This window comes from Nonomuraea sp. NPDC052129, assembly GCF_040680095.1.
GTDB lineage: Bacteria > Actinomycetota > Actinomycetes > Streptosporangiales > Streptosporangiaceae > Nonomuraea.
This window is the reverse complement of the sequence record NZ_JBFAVX010000023.1, coordinates 146,658-163,631: the sequence shown is the minus strand read 5'-3', so window position 1 is coordinate 163,631 and position 16,974 is coordinate 146,658. Positions and strand designations below refer to the sequence as shown.

Sequence of the window (16,974 nt, the reverse complement as noted above, 5' to 3'; positions counted from 1 at the left end):
AAAGTAGCGATCGTGCCCCATGGTTCCACAGAGCAGCACATCGATCGGGACATCTACCGCAAGGTGGTCGGCCGATTCGCCACCGGAGTCGCGATCGTCACGACCAGGCTCGACGGGATCGATCACGCGATGACCGTGAACTCGTTCACGTCCGTGTCACTGGACCCGCTGCTCGTACTGTTCTGCGCGGAGAAGGTGGCCCGCTTCCACGACGCCGTGATGGAGGCGGGTGTGTGGGGGGTGTCGGTGCTGCCGGCCTCCATGGAGGACGCGTCGCGGTTCTTCGCGCATCGGGGGCGGGAGCTCGACGGGCAACTGGAACGCTGGGCGCACCATCGTGGCGAATCGGGCGTGGCGCTCTTCACCGACGCCGTGGCGACGCTGGAGGCCCGGACGACCTCCGTCCATGAGGGCGGCGACCACTCGATCGTGGTGGGTGGGGTTACCGCGCTCGGTGCCCGCGCTGACGACCGTCCGCTGCTTTACCATCAGGGCCGCTACAAGACGTTATCAACTACCACCGACTGAAGCTGGTGGTTCGCTCTCGCGGTCCCGTCTGGCTGAGGGGAGGCCGGTAGCGTGTGGCTGGTTGATGGCAGCCCAGCCCGCTATGCCGCGGGTGGCGATGTTGCGGGCTGCGATGTGGTCGGCGTGCCCAGCGAGGCCGCACCTTTTGCAGACGAACCGGCCCCGTGCCGGCCGGTTCGCCCGGCTGATGTGCCCGCATTCCGGGCAGGTCTGGGAGGTGTAGGCGGGGTCGACCAGCAGGAAGGCGATCCCGGCGCGGGCGGCTTTGTAGCGGGTGAGGGTGATCTGCTGGGCGAAGGCCCAGTTGTGCAGGGTGCGCCGCTGGAACCGATGAGCCCTTACCCGGCCGCGGATGCCCTGCAGATCCTCCAGGGCGACCCCACGGCCGGTGCGTTCGGCTTCACGCCACAAACGTGCTGATTTGGTGGTTGAGGTCGGTCATCATCCGGTGTTCACGGCCGGACAGGCGGCGCAGCACTCGCCGCGCCGCCGAGGTCCCCTTCTTCTGCAGGCGTCGGCGTTGGCGATGCCGCCGCTCCCGCAGAGTGCGGACGTGGCCGTTGCCGCCGATCGGGCCGGGGAGGGCAGGGCCGGGCAGCACCACCCGGTCGGAGGTGACCGCCAGGTTCGCCACCCCTTGATCCACCCCCACAAAGCCATGAACCGGGTCACCCACCGCTGGCTTGGGCAGGGTGACGGCGACCTGCAGCAGCCACACCCCGCGCCGGCAGATCAGGTCGGCCTCCCCCTCGGCAGCGCATCCATGGCCTTGAGATCTTCGGGCCGACTGGTGTAGGGCACGCTGACGCGGCCGGTGGGGGTCCACAGCGACACCGTGCGGGCGTCACGGTTGAAGCTCATCAACCGGGCGTCGTAAGGGACGGCGCCCTGCGGCCGGAAGATATGAGCGCGTTTCTTGCCAGCGCGCCGGTTGGCGTAGGCGCCGGCGACCCGGGCGATCGCCCGCACAGCCGCCTGTGCGCCCAGCCCGGCCACCTGCGCCCGCACCTCGTAGTAGGCCAGCCGCTGCAACTCCACCACAGCGAACACGCGATGCTGCCAGGCCAAGCGGGACACGACGGTGGCCGCCTGATTACACAACAGCACCGCCGCAGCCAGCGCGTCGGCCTGGGCCGGGGTGGGTGTGAGCCGCAGTTGCACGATCGTGGGCAGGCCGTTGCGTTTGGTGGCGGAGCGGCGGATCGCCATCGAGCACCTCCTGTCACAGCGTCCTCACTCACCGCACACATTACCGAACGTGACCTAGCCTTTCCATTCTGTTTTCGAAAGGAGGGGTGGCGCTTCCTCCCGGTTCTGAAGGACCGAGTCTCCGCGTCACCATTCAGATGAGCATCCTTTACGGCTGGCTCGGTGGGGCCCCACCCGCTATGCCTGGCTGGGACTGTCCAAGGGGAACATCGGTCCATCTGTGATCACGGGATTGACCTGTGACTTAGGCATGTATTATCCGAGCATCTTCGGCTGGTTGGCCCGTTTATAGCCAGGTCTGTGTCCGTGCGCCCTGTGTGACCGCCGACCCGGCGCCGGAGGGGCAGCCGGGTCGGCGGGTCGGGACTATTGGGCCTCGGGAGCTGGGGTTGTGTCCGTTGGCGCCGGTGCTTCGGCCGCCGTGTCCGTGGGCATCGGTGTTTCCGCCGTGGGGGTCGCCGACAGCGTTTCCGCCGCTGGCGGGCACGTGGGGACCGGGTCTGCAGCGGACTCGGTCGATGTCGCCGTCTCGGTGGCCGTCACGGACGCTGTGTTCGACGCCGTCTCGGGCACTGTTTCGGGCACTGTCTCGGAAACCGTGTTCGACGCCGTGACCGACGGGGTCGGAGTCGGGGTGGGTTCTGGAGTTGCCGAGGTTGTCGGGATTGCCGAGTTTGTTGGGGTTTCTGGGTTTGTTGGGGTTTCGGTGGGGGCCAACGGTTCTGCGGTGTTGGGTTGGCAGGTGAAGGTGACCGTGGCGGTGACGGTGGCCGCTGGGGCGGCTTCAGTTACCGTGGCCGTGGCCTGCTGGGTGACCGTGGTGGTCGCCGTGGCAGTTTCGGTCACTGCCGCGGTCGCCGTATTGGTTGCCGAATCGCTGGTGCCAGGGGTGCCGGTGATCGTCGCCGTGGCCGTCGCCGTTGGGGTGGCTGTCACGGTGCGAGTGGGCCAGGGTAGGACCTTGACCTTGATGCCGGGTTTGCCCTTGACCTTGTAGCTACCCTTGCCGATCTTCTTGCTCGTCTGGCCGGCGCCGGTGGTCACGGGGAGGTCGGTGGCCGTCGTCTTGCACGACTTGGCCTTGCAGACCTTCTGTTTCACGCTGAACCTGGCCGCTCCGTCGTACTTGATGGAGACATCCAGATACGAGACGCCCTTCTTCTTGACGACCTTCGTCTTCGCGGTGTACTTCCCGACTTTAGGGGTGGGGGTCGTCGTCGGGGCGGCGGCGGGTAACGCCACCTCTACGCGGAGAGGAGGGCCAGTGGAATTGAGGGGATCGGACGCTGACGTCTGGGTGATCGCGACTCCGCCGACTCCGGCCAAGGCCATGGTGCCGACCAGCGCGCCCACGATGGTGAATCTCATAATCCTGCTCTTGGGGGAGATTTCAGGACGCGGATCATTATTCCGTCTTGTCAAGATTGGTCAAGGCTGAAACGCATGAACAGGCGCTATCGGTTCCGGCGGGCGGTGAACTACGTCAACCTCTCCACCCCGCTCGGTCTGCTGATCTCCGTCGTAGGCGGTGCCACGCGGCAGAGTGGGCCCAACGGCCTCGTCCTCGCGTTCGGCTACCGCTACCGCTTCCCCATCGCGGGGGCCTTCACCGTCGGAAATGTCGTCCTGACCAGGCGAGACTCGCTGGAAGACCAGCTCATCCGGCACGAGGGCCGGCACGCCACCCAGTGGGCCTGGTGCGTCGGCCTGCCGATGCTCCCGCTCTACTTGGTGGCCATGCTCGTGTCCGTAGTGGTCTGCGGGCACCAGGCCTCGTACAACGTCTTCGAACGGCTGGCCGGACTTGACGACGGCGGATACCCACGCGCACCCCTCTGGTGGAGAAGGGGTGGGGGCCGGGATCGGTTGGGGTGAGCCGCGCGCCTCTGGTGGGGCGGGGCTGGGGCGATTGGGGTGATCCGTGTACCCCTCTGATGGGGAAGGGGCGCAGGTCACGATTGGTCTGGGTGACTGATCCGCTACGTAGGGCAGAGCGACGCGTATGACGCAGACGATCGAGGTTCCGCACTGGCCGGACAGCTTCAAGGACCGCCTCACCGCCCCCCTCCCCGAGTTTCGTGAGCTGCTGAGCGTCACCTGGCACGGCGCGTTCCGTCCGGACATCGGTGACGCCGACCAGATTCCGGTGCTGCGCAACGGCGGTCTTCCTCGGGCCGCCACCGGCGAGACCATGGTCACCTGGGTGGGTCACTCCACATTCGTCCTGCAGATCAGAGGGTTAACGATCCTGACCGATCCGGTGTGGTCGCGCAGGATTCCCGGTGTACGGCAGCGGCTGACGCCTCCGGGTGTCGCCTGGAGCGACCTGCCGAGGATCGACGCCGTGGTGATCAGCCACAACCACTACGACCACCTGGACGCGCCCACCATGCGCAAGGTGCCGAGGGACACGCCGATCCTCGTGCCAGCCCGGCTGAAGCCCTGGTTCGACCGACGCGGCTTCACCCAGGTGACGGAGCTGGACTGGTGGGAGTCCACGTCGATTGGCGGCGTCACGTTCGACTTCGTACCCGCCCACCACTGGAGTCGGCGGACCGTCTGGGACACGTGTAAGACGCTTTGGGGTGGGTGGGTGATCGACGGCTCGGTCTACTTCGCGGGCGACACCGGCTATGGAGACCGGCTGGCGCAGATCGGGGACAGGTTCGGTGGGCTGGATCTGGCGCTCATGCCGGTGGGGGCGTATGAGCCGCACTCGTTCATGAAGGCCGCGCATGTCAACCCCGAGGAGGCGGTGCGGGGGTGTCTGGACGTCGGGGCGCGGCGGATGGCCACCATGCACTGGGGCACGTTCGTGCTGTCGGGGGAGCCGCTGCTGGCGCCGATCGAGGCCGCACGGTCCGCCTGGCGCGCCCAGAGCTTGCCACGAGAGGGTCTGTGGGATCTGGCGATCGGGGAGTCACGCTCCTTCGTCTCCTGACGTGTGTGGGCTGCGCGTCTGCGGGCGGAGGAGCGTGCCCAGAGTCAGGGCGCCGATGGCCAGGCCTGAGATCGCGCCCGCGCAGAGCACCGAGGCGGTTGACGGGCTGACGATGGTGATGCCGAAGAGGGCCAGGGCCGAGACGATCGCGGAGACGGTGATGTACGTCCAGATCGCCAGCCGTACGACGCGCAGGCGGGTCTGCTCGGACGGCTGGGTGCGCAAGAGGAGCCAGGCCAGGGCGGGCAGGAGCAGCACACCGTGCATGAGGATGGCGTGGGCGGGTTTGAGCGAGCCGGCCACCGTGTAGGCGAGCTGCTGGGAGCCGGTCATGGCCTCGAACACTCCGCGGGCGATCATGATGCCCCCGAAGGCCATCGCCGCCAGGAACGTGCCGAACCCGGCCTGGACGGCCAGACGCATGCTGGGTGATCCGGCCAGACCCGTTCTGGGCGATCCGGCCAAACGCACGCCAGCCGACCCGGCCAACCGCACGATGAGAGATCCGCCGGGATCCGTGCTGGATTCGGTGAGATCCGTGCCGGGCGACCCGCCGAGACCTGTGCTGGGCTCAGTGAGACCCGTGGTGGGGGAGCCGCCGTGACCTGTGCTAGGTGGCTCGCCGGTATCCGGGTGAGATGGGCGGAAGGCGGAGATGGTCATGAAGATTGCTACGGCGATCAGGGTGAAGCCGCCGGCGGCCAGTGTTCTGGCGATGAGCGAGTCCACGTCGGTGGACATGTTGAAGTGCGAGGGCACGCCGCGCCACGCCTGCACGCTGATGAGCGCGACCTCCACGACCGAGGCCACGGCGAAGACGCCCAGGAGGACGTTGCGCCTGCGTAGCTGGATGAACTGTGACACCCAGGTGAGCGAAAGCACGCTCAACCCGAACGAGACCCCGAACGTGAACGGTTTGCGCCACGACACAGGGCCGTCCCACGGGCCACCGTCGACCACGAGCACGCCCAGGTGGACGAGCCCGGAGACGATCAGGAGCAGTCCGATCAGGTACCAGAGGCGAGTCATGTTCGCCATGGTGACGTGGAGGAGGGGGCGCGGGCGTCAGCCCAGGGTCTTGATTCCGCATACGGCTGTGGTCGTAGCGGCCAGGTCAGGGGATGAGGCACAGAGGTTAGGGAGCGCCCCACCAGATCAGGGCGCAAAGGGCAAAGGTCAGGGAGTGAGGCGCAAGGTGTGGACGGCGGCCTTCTTGACGGTTGCCGGTTTTGAGGACATCGGGAGCAATTGTCCCTTCGCCCACAGCGGTGCCTGGTCCCAGTAGTTGTCGTGGAACGCGTGCCCCGAAACCCCCGTCAGGTTGATCCATCCAGACTTGTCCAGATCGCCCAGATCGACGATCATCCGCATTGACGGCACCGAAGTCACCGCGTAGTCGCGCTGCGCGTTCCAGCCGGTGGCGTTCGGGGCGTCCTTGCTGCCCGGCACCTCGAACGGGCCCCGGTTGAAGAGTGCCTCGATGGGCGCTATACCCGATGTGCCGAGTGAGCCGTTGGTGAGCGTCAGCTGGTGCAGGTCGCCCCAGCGCCAGGCCGTGACGTCCGTGCCGAGTCGGTCGGACACCTCCTGGTAGGCCGAGGCCAGTGCCTGCTGGACGATGTCGTCGCGGGTCTCGGTACGGCCCTTGGTCGTGGTGTCATCCCAGTACGGGTCGTCGGGGGTGTCGAGCAGTCGCTTGACCACCTCGTACCAGCGGTCGCCGCCGTTTGGCCTGGCACCGGCGGGCAGGTCGTCGTCGAACGTCAGCTTGAGCAACTGCCGCCAGACCGCGTTGAAGTACGCCGCAGGAGCCGAGTCGACGCCCTGTGAGCCGTCCCAGTCCTTCAGCAACTGCCTGGCCTGTACGGCCGGACCCGCCAGAGGCACTCGCATCAGGGCGGGGACCAGGGTCTTGGCCAGGCCGTTCTGGGTGTCCTGCTGGATCTTGGACATGGTCGTGGCGTCGACCTTGCCCTTCGCGATCTCCTGGTTGAGCCGGTCGATGATGCGCTGGGAGCGATAGCCGTACGCCCAGTCCTTGGTCAGCAGCGGCCGGTACTGCCTGGGGTCGATGACGGCGTTGTTGGCCGTCACGATGTAGCCGTCGGAGGGGTCCTCCATGGAGGGCAGCTGGTCGTAGGGGATGGGGGCGGTGCGCCAGTCGTACTCGCCGGTCCAGCCGGGCACCGGCCATGTGCCGTCGCCCTTCTGGCGTACGGGGATTCGGCCGGGCGCCTGGTAGCCGATGTGGCCCTCGGTGTCGGCGTACACCAGGTTCTGCGCCGGCACGTCGAAGAGCGCGGCCGCGGCGCGGAACTCCTGCCAGTCGGTGGCCGAGTTCAGCGCGAAGATCGCGTCGACCGTGGTGCCGGGCGTCAGGGCGGTCCACTGGAGGGCCACGGCGTTCGCGCCGTCGCTCGGTTTGACGTCGCCCATCACCTCGTTGATCAGTGGGCCGTGCCGGGTGCTCCTGACGTTCAGTGAGACCGTGGCGCCGCCGGCCACCTTGATCTCTTCCTGCCGGGTCTCCAGCTTCACCGACTCGCCCTTGTACAGGTACGTGTCGCCCTTGACCCGCTCCAGGAACAGGTCGGCCACGTCGGGGCCCAGATTGGTGAAGCCCCAGGCGATCTTGCCGTTGTGGCCGATGATCACGCCGGGAACGCCGGAGAAGCTGAATCCGGTCACGTCGTACGCGCAGGATTCCGTGATCTTCCGGCAGTGCAGCCCGACCTGGTACCAGACGGACGGCATCTGCGCCGACAGGTGCGGATCGTTCGCCAGCAAGGGCTTGCCGCTGGCCGTGTGCTCGCCGGAGACCACCCACGAATTCGACCCGATGCCCTCGCGGTCCGCGGCGCTCATCGTGCCGGGCACCGCGTCGAGCGCCTTCGCGGCCTGGGCGAGCGCCCTGGCCGCGCCCTGGCCTGGTGTCGTGGCCTCCTGCGGCGTGGTGCCGCGTGGCGTGGTGCCGCGTGGCGTGGTCTTGCGTGTCGTGGTGCCATGCGGAGTAGTGCCGCGTGGAGTGGTGCCGCGTGGGGTGGTGCCGTCCGTTGTGGTGCCGCGTGGAGTGGTGCCGTCCGTTGTGGTGCCGCGCATGGAGGTGTCGCGTGCGGGCAGACGGTCGCGCTGGTCGAAGCGGTCGTCGGCGATCGTGCCCTGGGTGACGATCGGCATATGGCTGTCGTACGGGTAATCCGGGTAAAGCTGCTCAACCCGGGCCCGAGGCAGCTTGGTAAGCGCCAGGGCGCGGTCGATCTCGTCTTCCATGTTGGAACGCAGGTCCCAGGCCATGGCCTTGAGCCAGGCGACGGAGTCGAGCGCGGTCCACGGCTCGGGCTTGTAGGACCCGTTCTGCACCTTGAGCACCGAGTATTCGAGGCTCCGGTCGGAGGCATTGGGGTTGGCCTGGAGCCAGGCGTTGACGCCCTTGGCGTACGCGTCGAGGTAGCGGCGGGTACTTTCGCCCAGCTCGGGCAGCTCCTGCTCGGCCACCTTGCGCCAGCCCATGGTCCGGATGGCCTTGTCGTTGTCGAGCGTCGCCTTGCCGAACAGCTCCGACAGCCGCCCTGAGGTCACGTGCCGCCGGAAGTCCATCTCCCAGAACCGGTCCTGCGCGTGGACGAACCCCTGAGCCATGAACAGATCCTCGGCCGTGTCCGCGTAGATCTGTGGAATTCCCGCTTTATCGCGATAAATCTCCACATTCCCGGTTAAACCGGGTAGCCGCACGGCTCCGTCCACCTGAGGGAACGACCGTCGCACTGTGTACACGAGCACCCCGGCGAGCACCAGCGCGAGGACGAGGACCACGGTCAATGCCCGCGCCACCCACCGGAACGGCCAGGGCATCCAGGCGTAGGGCCGCAACCTCACGAAGACCTCCATCTCTCGCGCAGCCCCTCAAGTCTGACAGCCCACGATCACTACTCCCGCCCCACGAGCCCCTCCTGAAACACCGGCGCCTACGGGGTTCCAGCACATGGGACGGCCAGCCAGGGGCAACGGCGCCGGACGGGCGGGGACAAGACGTGGAGACTTGCCGGTAGGCGGGTCAGTGAAGCATCAAGCATCCTGACCGCTGCGTAAGCAACACGGGAATCCTCGCCTCTTCAGGGCGAGGAGCACGTCAATCCCACACCTGTCCGGAAGGCGTATCGGAAACCCGGACACCCATGCTCACAAGGGACTCCCGCAGTCGGTCCGAAGCCGCCCAATCCCCCGCCTCCCGAGCCCGCGCCCGTTCGGCCAGCAGCTCCGCCGCCCCCGGCGGCAACGCCGGCTGTCGAGACCGCCCGATCTCGACGGCCAGGTCCAGCCCCAGCACCTGGTCCAGATGCAGGAACGACTCCAGCTTCGCCCCCGGCGCCACCGACTCGTCCCGCTCCAGCTCCCGCAGCGCACGCAGCGCGGCCGGCGTGTCGAGGTCGTCGTCGAAGGCCGACTCGGCCCGCCGCACGTAGTCGGCCGCCATCGGCGCGCTGGGCGACTCCGACCACTCCGCCACCCGTGTCCGCCACCGCCGTACGGTCCTGTCGGCCGCGTGCAGGGTGTCCCAGGTGAGGTTGAGCTGCTGCCGGTAGCGGTGTTCCAGGAACGCCAGGCGTACGGCCAGCGGATCGAGGCCCGCCTCGGTCACGTCGGACAGGAGCACCACGTTCCCGGTGGACTTGGCCATCTTCCGCCCGTCGAACAGCAGATGCTCCCCGTGCACCCAATGACGCACCACCTCGTGGCCGGCGGCCGCGTTCGACTGGGCCCGCTCGTCCTCGTGGTGGGGGAAGCGCAGGTCGATGCCGGCGGTGTGGAGGTCGATGCGCTCGCCGAGGAAGTGCAGCGACATGGCCGAGCACTCGATGTGCCAGCCGGGGAAGCCGCGGCCCCAGGGGGCCTCCCAGGACAGTTCGCCGTCGGAGGGCTTCCAGAGGGCCCAGTCGGCGTGGAAGCGCTTGTGGGGGTCGGTGGCGTCGGGACGGAGGGAGTTGAGGCGGTTGCCGGAAATTTCGCCGTAAGTGGGGAAGGACGTGGCGTCGAAGTACACCGCTCCGTCCGGCAGCGCGTACGCGTGTCCCCGCTCGATCAGCTTGGCGATCAGCTCGATCATCAGGTCGATCGTCTCGCTCGCGCGGGGCATGTGCTCAGGCGGCCGCATGTTCAAGGCGGCGGTGTCCCGCTTGAAGGCGTCCTCGTAGTAGCGGGCCAGGTCACGCGGCGAGCGGCCCTCGGCCCGCGCCCGCATGAGCACCTTGTCCTCGCCGGCCTCCGAGTCGTCGGCCAGATGGCCTACGTCGGTGATGTTCTGGCAGACCACCATGCGGACCCGCTGCCGCTCCAGGACCCGCCGGATCAGGTCGGACAGCAGCTGGGAGCGCAGGTTGCCGACATGCGCGTGGCGATAGACCGTCGGCCCGCAGGAGTACATGCGCATGGCGCGGGCGGGGGCGATCTCCTCGACCTGCCTGGCGCGCGTGTCGTAGATCCGCAACATCCCCCGAGCCTAGCCCCCGGCCTCCAAGGAACGTCAGCCACCCAAAAAGCCGACGATGTCCCGGTCCCCCCGCTCCCGCAGCCGCGCAAGCACCTCGTCACGCGTCGCCGTGTCCGGCAACCCGATGCGCGCCCCGATCAGCCGCAGCCCCTCCAACTCCGAGGTGACCGGAGCGGTGTAGCCGATCAGATAGAGCGCCCGGTTCAACGGCGGCATCCCCGGAGCCGCCGCGGGCAGGTAGCGGGTCAGCAGCTCGCCCCCGTCGGACACGGTGAGGAAGACGTGGTCGCCCTCCCCGGCCTTGAAGTCCGCCAGCACGTTCCTGATCGACCCCATGGTCGGCTGGTTGTGCCAGCTGACCACCACGTCGCCGGACGGCGTCGCGGCCGTGAGCTGCCCGCCGGGGGCCATCCCCAGGTACGCCGCGAACCCCGTCGGCAGCGGTGACCCCGACCCGCGCAGGTGCTCGGCGTTGACGTCGACGCGGTGCCACCAGCGGCCGTCGCGGCTGCGGAAGCTGCGCCGGGTCTCCGACACGTCCCTGCGCGGCTGGTACGGCTCGGCCTCACCAGTCGGTGAGGTGCCCGCCACCCGGATCCAGCCCCGCTGCGTCCGCTCGAACCCGGGACCGCCCGAGTAGGCGCGTACCGAGCTCTCGCTGACGTCGTAGCGGGAGGTGAGGTTCGAGACGATCGTGCTGACCGACGCCTCGCCGCCGGCGCGCTCGATCTCCCTGGCGATCATCTCCCTGATCCCCAGGTATTCGTCGCCGCCCCATCTGGTCAGCCCGTACTTGTTCCGGTCCACGCGGCGGAAGCGCTCGTCGGCGGTGAGCTGGTTGCGGATGCCGACCAGGCTGTAGTCCTCGCCGATGCGCTCCTGGATCTCCTCCGGCGTCATCGGCCGCCCGGCCACCGCCAGGACCGCCTCCGCCTTCTCGTTGATGCTGCGCGGCCATGGGACCACGTGCTGGTCCAGTACGCGCAGCTGCGGCACGGCCAGGATCCACCGCTCGGCCACGTCCTCGCGGATGCCGAGCTGCGTGACCATGGTGACGGCCTCGCCGATCGGCCGCGGCCCGTCGGTGAACAGCTGGCGCGTCTTCTCCCTCAGCTCGTCCGCGCCGCCCGCGATCAGCCAGCCGTCGGCCTGCTCGTACCCGGTCAGCAGCGTGCGGACGAACCGCCAGGCGGGGATGCCCAGCGTGCGCAGCTCGCCGCGGTGCCACGGCACGGCCGCGGCCAGGTCGTCGGCGGGTACGGCCGAGCCGAGCCGGCCGCGCAGCCAGGTGACGTGTGCGACGAGCGAGACCGCTTCCGGGCCGCCCAGCCAGGCTTCGACATGGTCGCGCAGGTCGCGTTCGATCTGCCGGATCCGCTCCCGGGTGACCGAGAAGCGCTGTGCCAGCTCGTCGAGTGTGGCCCGCTGCGAGGCGTACAGGCGGTCGCGGGCGATCGCCCGCTGCCGCTCGTCCAGCGCCGCGAACAGGGCGTCGATCAATTCGGGCAGTGGCTTGTCCGGCCGGGCCACGGTCGCGGCGACCGGTTCCGACGGAGGTTCGAGCAAGCGCTCGAACACCCCGCTGAACAGCTTCTGCACGACGTCCTTGCCCAGCATCTCCGGCGTACGCTCGGCCTCGGCGGGGTCGGAGAAACGCAGCAGCGGCAGGATGTCGCCGATCAGCAGGTGCCCCCAGCAGGCCACGGCGAGATCGGCGAGATGGCCCGCCACGGTCTGCGTTGTGATGACGGCGCACGCGCGGTCGAGGGGGATCGTCTGCCACCACGCCTCGGGAAGCTGGGGCTCCTCCACGATCGGCGCTATCTGCACAGGAGAAGTCCAGCGCAGCGGTGGCGCGAGGTCGCTCAGGCTGAGGTTCATTGAGGTCCAACCGGCAATGGGAAGATATCCGCAGTTCAGACTATGTGATCAGAGTGACAGAAAGGGGCTACCTCTTCCTGAATGGGAGATATAGAGCATGGATCGAGCCCGCGTGCAGGCTACATACAGCATGCTCCGTTCCCGTTGCAGTGCTCTCGCCCGGGCCCCCGGTTCCTCGGGTGGCGGTTCGGGCACCACGCCCTCCGCCACGCCGATGAGCGCGACCCGCTCGAACTCCAGCCCCTTCAGATTCTGGAACGCCGACACCCGCACGTCCGCCCGCCCGAGCGCCTTGCGCGCCTCACGGACCAGCTTCGAGGTGCGCGCGCCGACGGCGATCTCATCGGCCGGGACACCGTCGTCCAGCCAGGAGACGACCGTGGCCACCAGCCCGGCCAGCTCCGCCTCCGGCGAGTCGTACGCCCTGAGCACCGGCCGCTCGCCGTTGCGCAGCGCGCGGAACCCGTACAGCGGGGACATGCCCCTGACCAGCCCGTCGACGGGACTGCCGCCGCGCAGCCGGACCGCGAACGACAGCAGCTCGTGCGGCAGCCGGTAGGACACCTTGAGAGTGTGCTGCAGGGCCGGGATGCCCACCGAGCCGAGCGTCACGCGCGTGTCGGTGATCCGCTGGTGCGGGTCGCCGACGATGAACAGGTCGTCGTGCGCCCGCGGCGCCACCGCCCGCAGCAGCCGCCACTGCGACGGGCTGATGTCCTGCGCCTCGTCCACCACGACGTGCCGGTACGGCTTGCGGCCCGGCTCGATGTCGTCGAGCAGGTCGCCGGTGGCCCTCGACAGCAGCCGGAGGGCCTCGTCGGTCAGCTCGGCCAGCGTACGTGCGCCGGGGCCGATCAGCGCCGGACGCTGGCCCTCGGCGCTGGCCACGATGCGCATCGCCAGCCGCTCGGCGTTGTCCACGTCGACCCGCTTGCGTGTCACCCCGTCGTCGATCAGCCGGTCGAGCCGGTCTGACAGGTCCTCGCCCAGCCCCTGCGAGTACGTCACCAGCAGCACCGGCCCGCTCCCGTGCGCGGCCAGGTGGGCCGCCCGGTGCAGCGCGATGATCGTCTTGCCGGTGCCCGCCCCGCCGATCACCAGCACCGGGTGCTCGTAGCGCGCGGCGCGGGCCAGGCGGTGCTGTTCCGGACGCGGGAAGGCGCACCATTCCGGCGCGTCGAGGATCCGTTCCAGCTCCACCTTGTCGGCGGCGAACACCGCACGGTCCGGACTGCGGCGCAGCGCCGCGTGGAAGTCGTTTACATCGATCAGGTCGGCGCCCTCGTCCGTGGCGCGGCAGGCGTCCAGCTCCCGCCAGGCTTCGGCGAGCGTGCCGCCCCGGGCCAGCACCGCGAGCGGCACGTGTTGGGTCGGGGGGAGCAGCGGTTCGAGCGCCTCCACGTCGGCCTCGTTGCTGATGAGCCGCACCAGTGGCAGCGCACGCACGTCGATGCCCAGCGCGAGCAGATCACCATCGCAGATCGGGGCGAACAACCCTGAAGCACTCGCCGATCGCCGTAACGCGGGCTCGACCCGTTCGAGCGCCTCGGCGTCCCACTCCTCGACGACGCCGATCACCGGGTTGATCCCGTAGCGATAGCGCTGCGCGTACGACCAAGCCTCGGGATCCGGGAGCACGGTACGCAGCCAGTACACGTCCCGCTGACGCACCACCACGCCCCGGTGGCCCGAAGTGAGGCGGAGCGTCGCGATCCGCGGGTCCCTGGCGCCCCTGACCCGCTCGGGGTGCGGGGCGCCCGATACGTTCAGCAGCAGGCGGCGGAGTGCGACCACGGCGTCCCTGCGCACCGGCTGTGCCAGTGCGCTGAGGTCCCGGGGGAAGTCCGGGGCGATCGCCAGCCGCGGCACGGCTCAGTCCAAGAGTTGCAGCAGGTCGCGGTCCCCGCGTTCGCGGAGCCTGGTGAGCAGGTCGGGCAGTCCGACAGGTCCGGTCATCCCGATCCTGGTGGCGATCACTCTGGCGGCCTGGTCGCGGGTCCCGCCGGGGGCGGTGTAACCGACCAGGCGCAGCGCCTTGGTGATCTTCTCGGCCCCCTGCGCGGCCACCGGCAGGTGCCTGGCCCGCAACACGCCCTCGTCCGACAGCGTGAGGAACAGGTGCCCGCCCTCCTTCGCGCCGACGTCCGCGAGCAGCCGCTCGACGGATTCGAGCACCGGCCTGCCGTGCCAGACCATGGTCAGCTCACCGGCCGCGCTCCGTACGGTCCTGCTCTCTCCCGGCGACAGCCCGAGGTACGTGGCGAACCCCGTGGGCAGCGCGCACTCGCCGCCGCCGAGCTGCTCGGCCGTCACGTCGATCCGCAGCCACCACCGGCCGTCCGGCTGGCGGAAGCACCGCCTGGTCTGCGAGACGTCCTTCAGCGGCTGGTACGGCTTGGCCGGCTCGTTCGACGCCCCGTTGCCCTCGCCCACCACGACCTCGGCCGGAGCGAACGCCTGGAACTGCGGCGTCCCCGGCGGCGGCGACGGGATCGGCGGCACCTGGGCGAACGCGGATGCCGGGGGGACCTCAATGATTTTCGGCTCCGAAGGAGCCGGCGGCTCAGACGGCCTGGCGGGCGCCTCCGACGGCAGCGTGGCCAGCACGAACTGCCAGGCGGGGACCTCCAGCGCGCGGATCTCCTGGGCGTGCCAGTCGGCCGCGCCGATCAGCTGGTCCCTGGGGGCGGCCGGGCCGATGGTCCGGCGCAGCTCGTCCAGATGCGCCCGGTATGGGGCCGCCTCCTCGCTGGCCAGCCACTGGCCGAGGCGGGCCCGCAACTCGGTCTCGGTGGCGGAGATGTCGGTGGGCGGCACGGCGAACAGCTTGGCGAGCTGGTCCACGGCGGACGGCTGGTCGGTGAAGACCCGGTTCTGGGCGACGGCCCAGCTCTTGTCGTCCAGACCGGCGAACGCGGCCTCGATCAGCTCGGGCAGCTCGTGCCCCGCGGTCTCCGCGGGCTCCGGCTCCTCTGGCTCGGCCGCCTCGAAGTCCGGTGTGTCGTACTTGGGTTTCGCCTCTTCTGGAGCGGGCTCCGGTACGGCTTCGGCGTTCTGTGGTTCCGGCTCCGCGCCCTCGGCTTCGAGCGCGGCGGCCTCCTCGGCGGCGGGCTCCGGCGCGGGCTCGTCGGCGGCGTCCAGGACGGGCTGGGGCTCGGACTCGGACTCCGGCTCCGGCTCCGGCTCGGCGGCCTCGTCGACGACCGGCTCGTCGTCGGCGTCGAGCACCGGCTCCTCAGCCTCCACGGCGTCCTCGGCCTTGCGGGCGGCCACCGCCTCTTCGGCGTCCGGCGCTTCCTCGCGCTCCGGTGCCTCCTCGGCGATCGGCGCCTGCTCAGCGATCGGGGCCTGCTCGGCGACGCGAGCCTCCTCGACGACCGGCTCGGCGCTCGGCCGCGCCTCCACCGGCAGCGCGACCGGCACGGCTTCGGGAGCGAGGGCAACCGGGGCTGGGGCTGGGGCTGGGGCGGATACCGGCGCCGACGGGCGCTGGAGCTGGGGTGCGAGGTGTAGCAGGGCCGCGGAGAACAGCGTGTTGAGCACCGGACGCGCCTGGATGAACGGCTGGTCCACCAGCTCCCTGCCGGTCAGCGCGAGCAGCCCCGACCACGACCCGGCGCGGTCCAGCGCGATCGCCACCTGCGGCTCGTCGGCCTCGTCCGGATCCAGGACGTGCAGCGCCGGCAGTACGTCGCCCACAGCGGCGGCCGGCCAGTGCTCAAGCGCGATCTCCGTGAGCAGCTCGGCCAGTGGCTCGGGGCCGATGGCCGCGAGCACGAGCGGCATGGGCAGGCTGCGCCACCAGGCGTCCGGAAGCTCCGGCTGCCCGGTGAGCAGCGTGATCGTGGACGCGTCGCTCCACCTCAACGGTGGTACGAGGTCGCTCAGGCAGAAATTCATCCCGTTCCGTTCACCAGCCCCTCACGCCGCCGTATCGTCGCAAGGCTCCTCAACTTCGTCAGCGGTGCAGCCTTACTCTCTCCGCCACTCTTTCCGCCGCCCACGAACAGACCATAGTCCGGCAAAACTCCCCTACGCATCATCCACTACGTATCAGCGCCGGACGGCGGCGAAGCGTAGACGGACGTAGTCGGCCATCCAGCCCGTCTCCCTGCGCAGAGCGGGTGCGGCGAGCTCGTTGACCCGCTGGAGCAGCGGCTCGACGATGTCCTTCGGCAGCCCTTCGATGACCGAGGACGCGAACATGCGTACCCAGTCGGCGGCCCCCTGCGGGCACTCCTCGAGCGGCGTCGGCCGGTCGAAGTACTCGAGCAGGCGGACCACGAAGCCCTCCTGCTCCAGCCGGCGGGCGTACTCGGCCGGCGTGGGGAAGTACCAGGGCAGGTCGGGCTCGCGCAGACCGTACTCCCGCCAGGCGGTGTGCATGGCGGCGGTGAGCTCCGCGCAATTGCCCGCGCCGCCCATCTCGGCCACGAACCGGCCGCCGGGCGAGAGCGCCTCGTGCACGTTGGCGATGACGGAGACGGGGTCGCGGCTCATCCAGTGCAGCGCGGCGTTGGAGAAGACGGCGTCGTAGGCCAGCGCCACGCTGAAGTCGTGCCCGTCGCCGACGATGAAGTCGACACCCGGATAAAGGGCCAGGGCCTTCTCGATCATGGCGGGGGAGCCGTCGATCCCCAGGACGTCGGCACCCCGCGACGCGATCTGGGCGGTCAGCACCCCGGTGCCGCAGCCGAGGTCGAGCACGCGCTCTCCCGGCCGCGGATCGAGCAGGTCCACCAGGGGCGCGCCTTGCGTCGAGACGTAGCCGAAACTGCCGTCGTAGGCGCGACTGCTCCACCGCTCCAAGCTCGGTGTGTCGTATCGCAAGACGATCAGCTCTCATTCGTCAGACAAGGGCCCCCTGTGGCCGTGCTGTCTGTTCACTTTAGAGGTTGATTGTCTCCGCGACATATCAAGTCACAAT

14 protein-coding genes are annotated in these 16,974 nt (G+C 69.3%); 3 read left to right on the top strand and 11 right to left on the bottom strand.

Annotation, left to right across the window (positions count from 1 at the left end):
- Positions 1-12: 12 nt before the first annotated feature.
- Positions 13-528: a flavin reductase family protein gene (locus AB0L53_RS38655; protein WP_364005130.1), complete on the top strand. Its 516-nt coding sequence runs from the start codon at positions 13-15 to the stop codon at positions 526-528.
- Here the strand turns inward: AB0L53_RS38655 and AB0L53_RS38650 are convergent.
- The 4 genes from AB0L53_RS38650 to AB0L53_RS38635 all read right to left on the bottom strand — a co-directional run bounded on the left by AB0L53_RS38650 (position 511) and on the right by AB0L53_RS38635 (position 3,105).
- Entirely contained in the window at positions 511-939 is a 429-nt protein-coding gene (locus tag AB0L53_RS38650) for a transposase (RefSeq protein ID WP_364005127.1), read from the bottom strand. The genes AB0L53_RS38655 and AB0L53_RS38650 overlap by 18 nt on opposite strands.
- On the bottom strand, positions 929-1,162 hold the full coding sequence (locus AB0L53_RS38645) for a hypothetical protein (RefSeq protein WP_364005125.1): 234 nt from the start codon (positions 1,160-1,162) through the stop codon (positions 929-931). Before AB0L53_RS38645 ends, AB0L53_RS38650 begins: the two co-directional genes overlap by 11 nt.
- Positions 1,163-1,260: 98 nt before the next feature.
- A complete protein-coding gene (locus AB0L53_RS38640) occupies positions 1,261-1,737 on the bottom strand; it encodes a hypothetical protein (RefSeq protein WP_364005122.1) in 477 nt (158 codons plus the stop codon).
- A 366-nt stretch (positions 1,738-2,103) separates the two neighbouring features.
- Positions 2,104-3,105 carry a hypothetical protein gene (locus AB0L53_RS38635; protein ID WP_364005119.1) on the bottom strand — a complete coding sequence of 334 codons (1,002 nt, stop codon included), beginning with the start codon at positions 3,103-3,105 and terminating at the stop codon, positions 2,104-2,106.
- A 75-nt stretch (positions 3,106-3,180) separates the two neighbouring features.
- Here AB0L53_RS38635 and AB0L53_RS38630 point away from each other — a divergent pair, with 75 nt between their 5' ends.
- Together AB0L53_RS38630 and AB0L53_RS38625 are read left to right on the top strand one after the other, a co-directional pair.
- Positions 3,181-3,612 carry a hypothetical protein gene (locus tag AB0L53_RS38630; RefSeq protein WP_357944194.1) on the top strand — a complete coding sequence of 144 codons (432 nt, stop codon included), beginning with the start codon at positions 3,181-3,183 and terminating at the stop codon, positions 3,610-3,612.
- A 127-nt stretch (positions 3,613-3,739) separates the two neighbouring features.
- The gene (locus tag AB0L53_RS38625; RefSeq protein ID WP_364005114.1) at positions 3,740-4,678 is read left to right on the top strand and encodes an MBL fold metallo-hydrolase; all 939 of its coding nucleotides are present in this window, start codon (positions 3,740-3,742) and stop codon (positions 4,676-4,678) included.
- Here AB0L53_RS38625 and AB0L53_RS38620 read toward each other — a convergent pair.
- The 7 genes from AB0L53_RS38620 to AB0L53_RS38590 all read right to left on the bottom strand — a co-directional run bounded on the left by AB0L53_RS38620 (position 4,658) and on the right by AB0L53_RS38590 (position 16,877).
- A complete protein-coding gene (locus AB0L53_RS38620) occupies positions 4,658-5,707 on the bottom strand; it encodes a hypothetical protein (protein ID WP_364005112.1) in 1,050 nt (349 codons plus the stop codon). The genes AB0L53_RS38625 and AB0L53_RS38620 overlap by 21 nt on opposite strands.
- Before the next feature lie 147 nt (positions 5,708-5,854).
- Entirely contained in the window at positions 5,855-8,530 is a 2,676-nt protein-coding gene (locus tag AB0L53_RS38615) for a penicillin acylase family protein (RefSeq protein ID WP_364005210.1), read from the bottom strand.
- 277 nt (positions 8,531-8,807) lie between these two features.
- Positions 8,808-10,166 (bottom strand): cysteine--tRNA ligase, encoded by a 1,359-nt coding sequence (gene cysS / locus AB0L53_RS38610; protein WP_364005109.1) that lies wholly within the window; start codon positions 10,164-10,166, stop codon positions 8,808-8,810.
- 33 nt (positions 10,167-10,199) lie between these two features.
- A complete protein-coding gene (locus tag AB0L53_RS38605) occupies positions 10,200-12,047 on the bottom strand; it encodes a sigma factor-like helix-turn-helix DNA-binding protein (protein WP_364005106.1) in 1,848 nt (615 codons plus the stop codon).
- A 48-nt stretch (positions 12,048-12,095) separates the two neighbouring features.
- The gene (locus AB0L53_RS38600; protein WP_364005103.1) at positions 12,096-13,916 is read right to left on the bottom strand and encodes a UvrD-helicase domain-containing protein; all 1,821 of its coding nucleotides are present in this window, start codon (positions 13,914-13,916) and stop codon (positions 12,096-12,098) included.
- Between the two features lie 3 nt (positions 13,917-13,919).
- A complete protein-coding gene (locus tag AB0L53_RS38595; protein WP_364005100.1) occupies positions 13,920-15,947 on the bottom strand; it encodes a hypothetical protein in 2,028 nt (675 codons plus the stop codon).
- Positions 15,948-16,100: 153 nt separating this feature from the next.
- On the bottom strand, positions 16,101-16,877 hold the full coding sequence (locus AB0L53_RS38590; protein ID WP_357944215.1) for a class I SAM-dependent methyltransferase: 777 nt from the start codon (positions 16,875-16,877) through the stop codon (positions 16,101-16,103).
- Between the last annotated feature and the right edge of the window lie 97 nt (positions 16,878-16,974).

Excerpts from the sequence above, each read along its gene's own strand:
- AB0L53_RS38620 (WP_364005112.1), bottom strand. The coding sequence starts at position 5,707 with ATGACTCGCCTCTGGTACCTGATCGGACTGCTCCTGATCGTCTCCGGG.
- AB0L53_RS38615 (WP_364005210.1), bottom strand. The coding sequence starts at position 8,530 with ATGCCCTGGCCGTTCCGGTGGGTGGCGCGGGCATTGACCGTGGTCCTC.
- cysS (WP_364005109.1), bottom strand. The coding sequence starts at position 10,166 with ATGTTGCGGATCTACGACACGCGCGCCAGGCAGGTCGAGGAGATCGCC.
- AB0L53_RS38595 (WP_364005100.1), bottom strand. The coding sequence starts at position 15,947 with ATGAATTTCTGCCTGAGCGACCTCGTACCACCGTTGAGGTGGAGCGAC.
- AB0L53_RS38635 (WP_364005119.1), bottom strand. The coding sequence starts at position 3,105 with ATGAGATTCACCATCGTGGGCGCGCTGGTCGGCACCATGGCCTTGGCC.
- AB0L53_RS38625 (WP_364005114.1), top strand. The coding sequence starts at position 3,740 with ATGACGCAGACGATCGAGGTTCCGCACTGGCCGGACAGCTTCAAGGAC.
- AB0L53_RS38640 (WP_364005122.1), bottom strand. The coding sequence starts at position 1,737 with ATGGCGATCCGCCGCTCCGCCACCAAACGCAACGGCCTGCCCACGATC.
- AB0L53_RS38630 (WP_357944194.1), top strand. The coding sequence starts at position 3,181 with ATGAACAGGCGCTATCGGTTCCGGCGGGCGGTGAACTACGTCAACCTC.
- AB0L53_RS38605 (WP_364005106.1), bottom strand. The coding sequence starts at position 12,047 with ATGAACCTCAGCCTGAGCGACCTCGCGCCACCGCTGCGCTGGACTTCT.